9 protein-coding genes are annotated in these 10,068 nt (G+C 61.8%); 1 reads left to right on the plus strand and 8 read right to left on the minus strand.

The annotated features are described in order from the left end of the window. Nucleotides 1-1,223, minus strand: a 1,223-nt coding sequence (locus tag Q0331_RS09520) for a BCCT family transporter (RefSeq protein WP_298076113.1), incomplete at its 3' end; no start/stop codon positions are given. 338 nt (nucleotides 1,224-1,561) lie between these two features. Here Q0331_RS09520 and betA point away from each other — a divergent pair. Next, nucleotides 1,562-3,346, plus strand: coding sequence for a choline dehydrogenase (gene betA / locus Q0331_RS09525; protein ID WP_298076114.1), 1,785 nt, complete (start codon nucleotides 1,562-1,564; stop codon nucleotides 3,344-3,346). A 3-nt stretch (nucleotides 3,347-3,349) separates the two neighbouring features. On the opposite strand, the gene trmD is transcribed toward betA, so the two are convergent. The 7 genes from trmD to Q0331_RS09560 all read right to left on the minus strand — a co-directional run. Beyond that, nucleotides 3,350-4,198 carry a tRNA (guanosine(37)-N1)-methyltransferase TrmD gene (gene trmD / locus Q0331_RS09530; RefSeq protein ID WP_298076115.1) on the minus strand — a complete coding sequence of 283 codons (849 nt, stop codon included), beginning with the start codon at nucleotides 4,196-4,198 and terminating at the stop codon, nucleotides 3,350-3,352. 2 nt (nucleotides 4,199-4,200) lie between these two features. Beyond that, entirely contained in the window at nucleotides 4,201-4,764 is a 564-nt protein-coding gene (rimM, locus tag Q0331_RS09535; RefSeq protein WP_298076116.1) for a ribosome maturation factor RimM, read from the minus strand. A 3-nt stretch (nucleotides 4,765-4,767) separates the two neighbouring features. Next, complete coding sequence (gene gdhA / locus Q0331_RS09540; protein ID WP_298076117.1) at nucleotides 4,768-6,111, minus strand: NADP-specific glutamate dehydrogenase; 1,344 nt, start codon at nucleotides 6,109-6,111, stop codon at nucleotides 4,768-4,770. Between the two features lie 238 nt (nucleotides 6,112-6,349). Then, complete coding sequence (gene rpsP, locus Q0331_RS09545; protein ID WP_298076118.1) at nucleotides 6,350-6,844, minus strand: 30S ribosomal protein S16; 495 nt, start codon at nucleotides 6,842-6,844, stop codon at nucleotides 6,350-6,352. Nucleotides 6,845-7,075: 231 nt separating this feature from the next. Then, nucleotides 7,076-8,659 (minus strand): signal recognition particle protein, encoded by a 1,584-nt coding sequence (gene ffh, locus Q0331_RS09550; RefSeq protein ID WP_298076119.1) that lies wholly within the window; start codon nucleotides 8,657-8,659, stop codon nucleotides 7,076-7,078. 115 nt (nucleotides 8,660-8,774) lie between these two features. Further along, nucleotides 8,775-9,113 (minus strand): P-II family nitrogen regulator, encoded by a 339-nt coding sequence (locus tag Q0331_RS09555; protein WP_034986368.1) that lies wholly within the window; start codon nucleotides 9,111-9,113, stop codon nucleotides 8,775-8,777. Then, the coding region (locus Q0331_RS09560; protein WP_298076122.1) for an ammonium transporter at nucleotides 9,110-10,068 on the minus strand (959 nt) is incomplete at its 5' end. The genes Q0331_RS09560 and Q0331_RS09555, both read right to left, overlap by 4 nt.

Below are 10,068 nucleotides of genomic sequence, written 5' to 3' on the forward strand. Positions count from 1 at the left end.
TGTTCCGGAGCTTCCATGGTGTTGTTAGCAAAGTCCATGTCGCCGCTGACAACGCGCTTCAGGGCGGTGTTTCCGAACAGGCTCATCCACAGCAGGATGAACAGGAACGGAATGGTCAGCACGCCGACGACGAACTGGCGCAGGGTGCGGCCGCGGGAAATGCGGGCCAGGAACAGGCCGACGAAGGGCGCCCAGGCTACCCACCAGGCCCAGAAGAACAACGTCCAGGCGCCCATCCATTCCTTGGTGGCCTCCGGGTCCTCGGAGAACGCAAACGTGTCCATCGTCATGCCCGGGAAGGAGGACACATAGTCGCCAATGTTCATCACGAGGGCGTCAAGAAGGAAGGCAGTCTGGCCCGTGACGGTGACGTAGAGGACCAGGCCGATGGCGAGCAACACGTTGATCTCACTCAGGCGCTTAATGCCCTTGTCCACGCCGGAGATGGCGGACAGGGTGGCGATGCCGACGGCGAAGATGATCAGGCCGGATTGGACGGCCACGCCCTGGTCCCAGCCGAAGATGAGGTGCAGGCCGTAGGTCAGCTGCACCACACCGATGCCCAGGGAAGCCGCGATGCCGAAGACGGTACCCAAGACAGCGGCGATGTCCACTGCGCCGCCGATGGGGCCGTGGATGCGCTTGCCGATCAGCGGGTACAGGGCGCTGCGGATGGCCAGCGGCATGTTCAGGCGATAGGCGTAGTAGCCGAAGGCCATGCCCATCAGGGCATACAGGGCCCAGCCGGTCACGCCATAGTGGAACAGTGCCCACACGACGGCTTGCTCGGCGGCCTCGCGGGTCTGCCCCTCACCTACCGGCGGTGCCATGTACTGGGTGACGGGCTCCGCGACGGCGAAGAACATCAGGTCCACGCCGATGCCGGCGGCGAAAAGCATTGCCGACCAGGAGAACAGGCGGAACTGTGGGCGGGAGTGGTCCGGCCCCAGGCGGATGTTGCCCGACTTCGAGAAGGCGACCACTAGGACGAAGATCACAGCGACCGTTGCGGTGACGATGTAGAACCAGCCGAGGTTGGTGGAGATCCAGCCGGTCACGGTGCCTAGAGTGTCTTTGGCCTGCTCACGACCGAAGAAAGCATAGAGGGCGACGGCCAGGATGCCGAGTGCCGAGACGATGAAGACAGGCCAGTTGGTCTTGGGGTCCGTTACTTCACCCGGCGAATAGCTCTCGCGGTCGTTAACATCAAAAGAGCCGACGATCACTCGCGGAGCAGAGGCTTTTTTTCCTGCTCACGATGCGCCGAGAGGCGCTTTCGGCCGCCTCCGGCTGATGGTCGTTTTCGGGATTTGTCATGTAGTTCTCCTCTTGTTCTCCTCGATCGCTTCCTCGCCAAAGGGAGTTCATTTTCTCAGAAATACAATTTCCTAGAGTACACAGGTCATTCTAATTTTCCAGTGTTCCCCCTCATATAGGTGTTAATTACTACCTCACTAGCGAGGTAGTTTAATCATGCTCTTTACCTGCTATCTAGCGAATTAAAAAAGAAAATGGCATACTAGTAAACGTTCAGTCATTTAACTAGGAGGCGAGTGAATAGATGGGCTTCATCGACAAGCTGATTCCAGGAAAGAAGAACGACACCAAAGGCCAGGTAATCGAAGACCGTCGTCGGGATATCGTCATCGTCGGCGGCGGATCCGCAGGTTCCGTATTGGCCAACCGGCTTTCTGAAGACTCCACCAAGGACGTCATGGTCCTGGAGGCCGGGCGCCCGGACTCCCTGTGGGATCTGTTCATCCACATGCCAGCGGCGTTCTCCTTCCCCATCGGCGACAAGCACTACGACTGGCAGTACGAATCCGAGCCGGAACCGGAGATGAACGGCCGTCGTATCTACCACGCCCGCGGCAAGGTGCTGGGTGGCTCCTCCTCCATCAACGGCATGATCTTCCAGCGCGGCAACCCGATGGACTACGAAAAGTGGGGCAAGCTGCCCGGCATGTCCAACTGGGGCTGGAGCCACGTCCTGCCCTACTTCAACAAGATGGAAACCGCTCTGGGCGCAGACGCCAACGACCCGCGCCGCGGCCACAACGGCCCGCTGAAGCTGACCCGCGGACCGGCCACCAGCCCGCTTTTCCAGGCCTTCTTCAAGTCCGTCCAGCAGGCCGGCTACAACCTCACCAACGACGTCAACGGCTACCGCCAGGAGGGCTTCGCCCCCTTCGACCGCAACATCCTGGGCGGCAAGCGCCTGTCCGCCGCCCGCGCCTACCTGCACCCGGTCATGAACCGCAAGAACCTGGACGTGCGTACCCGCGCCTACACCACGCAGGTCATCCTCGAAAACGGCAAGGCCGTGGGCGTGGAGTACCAGTGGAAGGGTCAGACCCACCGCGTCTTCGCCGACAAGGTCATCCTCTGTGGCGGCGCCTTCAACACCCCGCAGCTGCTGGAGCTGTCCGGCATCGGTGACCGCGAGGTCCTGGAAAAGGCTGGCGTCGAAGTCAAGAAACACCTGCCCGGTGTGGGCAACAACCTGCAGGATCACCTCGAGGTCTACGTGCAGTACAACTGCACCCAGCCGGTGAGCTCCCAGCCGTACTACAAGATGATCAACCGCCCGTTCATCGGCCTGCAGTGGCTGCTGACCCACCGCGGCCCGGTTGCGTCCTCCCACTTCGAGGCCGGCGGCTTCGCCCGCTCCAACGAGAACGAGGACTACCCGAACCTGATGTTCCACTTCCTGCCGATGGCGATTCGTTACGACGGTTCCCAGCCGGAGGGCGAGCACGGCTTCCAGTTCCACGTCGGCCCGATGTACTCCGACACCAAGGGCCACGTGCACATCAAGTCGAACGACCCGAAGGACAAGCCGGAGATCCTGTTCAACTACCTGGCCACCGAGCAGGACCGCCGCGAGTGGGTCGAGGCCGTGCGCACCTCCCGCAAGCTGCTGGACACCCCGGCGATGAAGGAATTCACCGACGGCGAGATCTCCCCCGGCTCCGCTGTGGAGACCGACGAGGAGATCCTGGAGTGGGTCCGCAACGACGCAGAGACCGCTCTGCACCCGTCTTGCACCGCCAAGATGGGCCCGGCGGACGACGAAATGGCCGTTGTCGACCCGGAGACCATGCAGGTCCACGGCGTTGAGGGTCTGTACATCGCCGATGCTTCGGTCATGCCGATCATCACCAACGGCAACATCTACGCACCGGTCGTCATGCTTGCCGAGAAGGCCGCCGACCTGATCAAGGGCGACAAGCCCCTGGATCCGATCGACATCCCCTTCTACCACGCGAAGCAGGACATGCCGCTGTACGCAGAGGGCGAAGAGCCCCGCGATCACGTCAACGCCATCCCGGGCGCTGACCACTAAGTTTTAGGGCTCCAGCCCGTCCAGATACGCCCGATCTGCCTTGGATAGCTCCACGTTATCCAGCAGATCCGGGCGTATTTTTTTGGTCCTGGCGAGGGATTGTTCGCGCCGCCACTGCGCAATCTTCGCGTGGTTGCCGCTAAACAGCACGTCCGGCACGTCTAGCCCGCGCCACTGCCGGGGGCGCGTGTAGCTGGAGCCTTCTAGCAGCCCGTCCTGGAAGGAATCCTCCTGGTGGCTGGCCTGGTTGCCCAGCACGCCGGGGATCAGCCGCACCATCGCCTCGGCCATAACCAGCACGGCGACCTCCCCGCCGATCAGCACATAGTCGCCAATGCTGACTTCTTCCACGCGGTAGCGGTTCTGTGCGTCCTCCACCACTCGCTGGTCGATGCCCTCGTACCGGCCGCAGGCAAACACGACGTGTTCTTCGGTGCTCCACCGTTCTGCCATGTCTTGGGTGAACGGTTTTCCTGCGGGTGTGGGGACAATAAGCAGAGGTTTTGTGACGCCACCCGCTTCCTCACTTAAACGCTCAGCATCGCTGTCGCCTGTGGCTGGCAGCAGGTTGCGCTTGTGCTCGGCGGAGCTCTCCAGGTCGCTGACAGTTGCCGCCGGGCCGGTGCCGGCCGCGACGTCGTCGAGGGCCGGCCCCCAGACCTCGGGCTTCATCACCATGCCGGGGCCACCGCCGCACGGAGTGGAATCCACCGACTGGTGGACGTCGCTGGTCCAGGCGCGCAGGTTATGCACGCCAACGCTTAGGATCCCCTGTTCGATGGCTTTACCCAGGAGCGCGTGGCGCAGCGGCTCTAAGTATTCGGGGAAGATCGTTATTACGTCTAGGCGCAAAACTAGCTCAGCTCCAAAAGCCCCTCGGGCGGGGTGAGTACGAGGATCTCCTCTTCCAGGTCCACCACCGGGACAATCTGGTGGCGGAAGGGAACGAGCACTTCCTTGCCGGCGGTCGGCAGCTGGGATTCGGCGTCAATAAGAATAACGAGCAGCTGCCCTGCCGGAGTGTGCTCAACGGCGACGACCTCCCCCACCAGATCGCCGAGCTGGATCTCGTCGCTCTCCAGATCCGTGCCGGGGGCGAGGAGGTAGGCGGTGAGGCCTTCGAGTTCGTGGTCGTAGAAACCATCGTCGTCCTCATCGTGCACGGGGGCGGCGAAGAAGCGCACGCCACGCAGGGACTCGGCGGCCGTGCGGTCGGCGACCTCCTCGAAGGTGACCAGCAGGCGCCCCTGGTGCGGGCGGAAGGAACGGACGGTCAAGGACAGCTCCTTGCCCGCTTGCTTGCCTTTCAACACCTCGCCGGTGGCGAAACGCTGGTCGGGGGTGTCCGTCGTGGGATCGACGACCACCTCTCCCCGTACGCCATGGGGTTTGATCACCCGGCCGATCTGCAACTCCATAGGCTAGATAACACCCTGTGCCAGCATTGCATCGGCCACCTTGCGGAAGCCGGCGATGTTGGCGCCGAGGACGTAATCGTCTTCGCGGTCGTACTCCTGAGCCGTCCTATCGCAACGCTTAAAGATTCCACGCATAATGTCGCGCAGGCGCTTGTCCGTGTAGTCGAAGGTCCAGGAATCGCGGGAGGCATTCTGCTGCATCTCCAGGGCAGAGGTGGCCACACCACCGGCGTTGGCAGCCTTACCCGGAGCGAAGAAGATCTTGCGCTTACGGAACACCTCGATGGCCTCCGGGGTGCACGGCATGTTCGCGCCCTCGGCGACGTAACGGCAGCCATTGTCGGCGAGCATGATGGCCGACTCGCCGTCCAACTCGTTCTGGGTTGCACACGGCAGAGCCACGTCGGCCTCGACCTCCCAAATATTGCCACCCTCGTGGTAGGTCACCCCGTCGGTCTCCTTGGCGTAGTCAGAAAGGCGAGCGCGGCGCACCTCCTTGATGTCCTTCAGAAGTTCGATGTCCACGCCTTCGGGGGTGCACACATAACCGGAGGAATCGGACATAGCCACGACAGTTGCCCCGAGCTCCTGAGCTTTTTGAGCCGCGTAGATGGCGACGTTACCGGAACCGGAGACGATGACCTTGGCACCGTCGAAGCGGTCGCCGTGAGCGCCCATCATTTCCTGGGTGAAATACACGGTGCCGTAGCCGGTAGCTTCCGTACGGACCAGGGAGCCACCCCAAGTCAGGCCCTTGCCGGTAAGCACGCCGGACTCGTGGCGATTCGTCATACGGCGGTACTGGCCGAATAGGTAACCGATTTCGCGGCCACCCACGCCGATATCACCGGCGGGTACGTCGACCTCTTCACCGATGTGGGTATGCAGCTCCGTCATGAAGGACTGGCAGAAGGACATAATCTCTCGGTTCGACTTGCCCTTCGGGTCGAAGTCCGAGCCACCCTTGGCGCCGCCGATCGGCAGGCCGGTCAGGGAGTTCTTGAAGATCTGCTCGAAGCCGAGGAATTTGATGATGCCCAGGTTTACCGACGGGTGGAAGCGCAGGCCGCCCTTGTAGGGACCAAGCACGGAGTTGAACTGCACGCGGAAACCGCGGTTCACGCGCACCTCGCCCTCGTCAGTGATCCACGGGACACGGAAGATGACCTGCCGCTCCGGCTCACACATGCGCTCGATGAGTGCGTAGTTTGCGTAGTGATCGTCCTTCTTCAGGACGTACGTCAGGCTATCCAGCACTTCCGCAACAGCCTGGTGGAACTCTGGCTCCCCCGCGTTGCGCTGAATAATCTGCTGGTAATAACCGTTAACGGTCTCTTCGACGTTCATTGAGGGTGCCTTCTTTACCTCTAGCGAAAACTCAATGGTCGGCGTGCGGCCGACCTGTGATGACAGTCATTTAGTCTACTCCCCATGACTGACAACACATTCAAGTGGTGCACTCGGGGGCAATTGCCACACCAGACAACCTGAGAACCATCCCGATAACACAGAGAAAACCCCAGGTGAGTAGTAAATACTCAACCTGGGGTTGGAAAGCCGGTGGCGGTGCGCACCGCCGCTGCTTTTACTCTGCGGACTCAGCCTCAGCCTTCTCGGCCTCCTCAGCAGCCTTAGCAGCAGCCTCTTCCTCAGCGGCAGCCTCAGCAGCGGCCTTAGCCTCTGCCTCTTCCTTGGCCTTGCGCTTCTTCTCGGTGATGGCCTCAGCGGTCGGACCATCAGCAGCCTCAGCCAGAGCCTCGTTGAACAGGTCCAGCTTGGACTTCTTCTCCTCGGCCACCTTCAGGGTGCCCTCGGCGCCCTCGATGCCCTTGTGCTTCTGCCAGTCGCCGGTGATCTTCAGCAGAGCCAGAACCGGCTCGGTCGGCTGTGCACCGACGCCCAGCCAGTACTGTGCGCGCTCAGAGTCGATCTGGATCAGGGACGGCTCCTGGGTCGGCTGGTAGATGCCCAGGTTCTCGATGATCTTTCCGGAACGCTTGGTTCGAGCATCCTGAACGACGACGCGGTACTCCGGGGTACGGATCTTACCCAGGCGCTGCAGCTTAATCTTGACGGCCATGTGATGGCTCCTTTTCTTCTAGTTGGTCACTGGGCAGTTCAGACACTCTGCGAAAAATCTCTGCGGATAACCCGCTAAAAAATTTTTCCGGCCAGAGCCGGTTCAACCCTTCGTATTTTTGCTGCGCGTGACCACCGGCCGACCGTGGTCGGGGACGGTGTTACACAGACAACCTGCATAAGTGTAGTAGCCGGCACCCACGGGAACCAAATCCCCTGCTGGAGGTGCCCTCTACTTCTTCGGGAAGTTCATCTTCGACAGGTCAATGCCCTCGAAGCCCGGGGGAAGCTGCTCCTGCATCTTCTCCAGGTCCTTCATGCTGGGCATTCCGCCGCCCATACCCGGCATCCCCGGCATGCCAGGCATCCCCTGGCCGCCGCCCATGCCCTTACGCATGTTCTTGCGCTTCTTGGCGTTTTTGCCCTTCTTGCCCTTGCGGTGCACCTTCTGCTTCTTCGTTGCAGATCGGCCGCCCATGCCGAACTGGCCGGCCATCTTGCCCATCATCTTCTTGGCCTCGAAGAATCGGTCGACCAGCTTATTCACGTCAGAAACGCTCACGCCAGAACCATTTGCGATGCGCTTGCGACGGGAGGCGTTCAGGATCTTCGGGTCCTGGCGCTCGGCCGGCGTCATGCCGCGGATGATGGCCTGGATGCGGTCCAATTCCTTTTCATCCACCATGTCGGCCATCTTCGACATCTGGGAGCCACCGGGCATCATCTTCAGGATGTTGCCCAAAGGCCCCATCTTGCGGATCATCAGCATCTGCTCGAGGAAGTCCTCCAGCGTTAGGTCGCCGGAGGCCATGCGCATGGCGGAGTCTTCGGCCTTTTCGGCGTCCAGAACCTGCTCGGCCTGCTCGATCAGGGTGAGCACGTCACCCATGCCGAGGATGCGGTTGGCCATGCGATCCGGGTGGAAGATGTCGAAGTCTTCCTGCTTCTCGCCGGTGGAGGCGAACAGGATCGGCTTGCCGGTGACCTCGCGGATCGACAGCGCGGCACCACCGCGGGCGTCGCCATCCAGCTTGGTCAGGACGACACCCGTGAAGTCCACGCCATCGCGGAACGCCTCGGCCGTAGTAACGGCATCCTGGCCGATCATGGCGTCAATAACAAAAAGCACCTCGTCGGGCTCCACCGCATCGCGGATGTTGCGCGCCTGGCGCATGAGTTCCTCGTCAATGCCCAAGCGACCCGCGGTATCGATAATGACGATGTCGTGCTGGCTGCGGTAAGCCTCCTCGATACCGCGCTGCGCGACGTCGACCGGGTCACCGTGGCTGGTGCCCATCTCGTGGTCGTGGGAATCCAGGCTGGTGCCCGGATCCGGAGCGAAAGTCTTTACGCCGGCGCGCTCGCCGACGATCTGCAGCTGCTGCACCGCACCCGGGCGCTGCAGGTCACAGGCCACCAGCATGGGAGTGTGGCCCTGCTTGGCCAGGTGCAGGGCCAGCTTGCCGGCCAGGGTGGTCTTACCGGCACCCTGCAGACCGGCCAGCATGATGACTGTCGGCGGGTGCTTAGCCAGGTTCAGCCTGCGGGTCTCGCCGCCGAGGATCTCCTTGAGCTCCTCGTTGACGATCTTGATAACCTGCTGGGCCGGGTTCAGCGCCTCAGATACCTCTGCCCCGGCGGCGCGCTCCTTGATGCGCTTAATAAAGGCACGCACCACCGGGAGGGATACGTCTGCCTCCAACAGCGCAAGGCGGATCTCGCGCGCGGTGGCATTAATATCAGCCTCGGACAGCTTGCCCTTGCCACGAAGGCCCTTCATGGCAGATTGCAGGCGGTCTGACAAAGACTCAAACACTACTTAGTGCTCCCTTGTAGGTATCGGAGGTTGGCTTATAACTCCCCTAGCTTAGCCAGTGGCCTACACGACAGTCACATTTCACCGGTGTTTTAGCGCGTTTTAGACCGCCGTTTTACAGCGCATCCTCTCCGCGCTCTCCGGTGCGCACGCGGATCACCTCGTCCACCGGGGTGATCCAGATCTTGCCGTCGCCAATCTTTCCTGTACAGGCGGCGCCGACAATCGCGTCGACGATGCTATCCACAGAGGCATCTGCCGCCACGATCTCTAGCTTTACCTTTGGCACGAAGTCCGCCGCGAACTCGGCGCCGCGGTACACCTCACTGTGGCCGCGCTGGCGGCCGAAGCCTTGAGTCTCGCTGACGGTCAAGCCGTGGATCTCGATGGCCTCGAGGGCCTGGCGAATGTCGGACAGTGTGAAGGGCTTGATTACTGCGGTAATGAGTTTCACGATTCTTCTCCCTTATTCTGTGCGCTGTTCTCGGGCTTGCTGTGGGCGCTGTTGTGGGGGTTCTCGGCGCTGTACATGCTGCGGATATGTGAGCTCGACGTGACCTTAAGATCGTAGGCGGACTCGCGGTGCTCCACCAGGTCGATGCCCGTATCCTCACCCTCATCGTCGACCCTCCAGCCGATCGTGACCTTGATCACCAGGGCGATCAGGTAGGTAACCACGCCGGAGAGGATCATCGCCACCACTGCGATCACGATCTGCACCAGTAGCAGCTTGAGGCCATCTACCCCGCCGCCGGTGAACACACCGTTGTCCTTCGACAGCAGCGCCAGGCCCACCGTGCCCCACAGCCCTGCGGCCAGGTGCACACCCACGACGTCGAGGGAGTCGTCGTAGCCAAAACGGTACTTGAGGCCGATTGCCATGCAAGCGATGACGCCACCTATGAATCCAATGACGATGGAAGTTAGGGGCGTCAACGTCCCAGCCGCCGGGGTGATCGTAACCAGACCTGCCACGGCGCCAGACGCGGCACCCAGAGAGGTAGCGGCGCGGTCGCGAATAGTTTCACAGAGCATCCAGCCGAGCATCGCGGCCGCGGTAGCGACCGTAGTGTTGATCCAAGCCAGACCAGCCATTCCGTCGGCGGCAAAGGCGGAGCCGCCGTTGAAGCCGTACCAACCGAACCACAGCAGTGCGGCACCGAGCATCACCATCGGCAGGTTGTGCGGACGGCCCACCTTGGAGGGGAAGCCAGCGCGCTTGCCAACGATCAGAGCCAGAACCAGCGCCGCCGTACCGGCGGAGATGTGCACCACGGTGCCACCTGCAAAGTCGATGGGCGCAATGTTGGCTTCCCCGTCGGTGGAGCCGAACATCCAGGCGGCGATAGAGTTCTCACCGTCGCCGAGCAGGCCGCCGCCCCACACCATGTGGGCCAGCGGGAAGTACG

Origin of the sequence: uncultured Corynebacterium sp., assembly GCF_937999985.1 — a bacterium.
Taxonomy (GTDB): domain Bacteria; phylum Actinomycetota; class Actinomycetes; order Mycobacteriales; family Mycobacteriaceae; genus Corynebacterium.

Bases quoted from the DNA above. Each gene is read 5' to 3' on its own strand.
- rpsP (WP_298076118.1), bottom strand. From the start codon at position 6,844: ATGGCCGTCAAGATTAAGCTGCAGCGCCTGGGTAAGATCCGTACCCCG.
- rimM (WP_298076116.1), bottom strand. From the start codon at position 4,764: ATGGAGTTGCAGATCGGCCGGGTGATCAAACCCCATGGCGTACGGGGA.
- betA (WP_298076114.1), top strand. From the start codon at position 1,562: ATGGGCTTCATCGACAAGCTGATTCCAGGAAAGAAGAACGACACCAAA.
- gdhA (WP_298076117.1), bottom strand. From the start codon at position 6,111: ATGAACGTCGAAGAGACCGTTAACGGTTATTACCAGCAGATTATTCAG.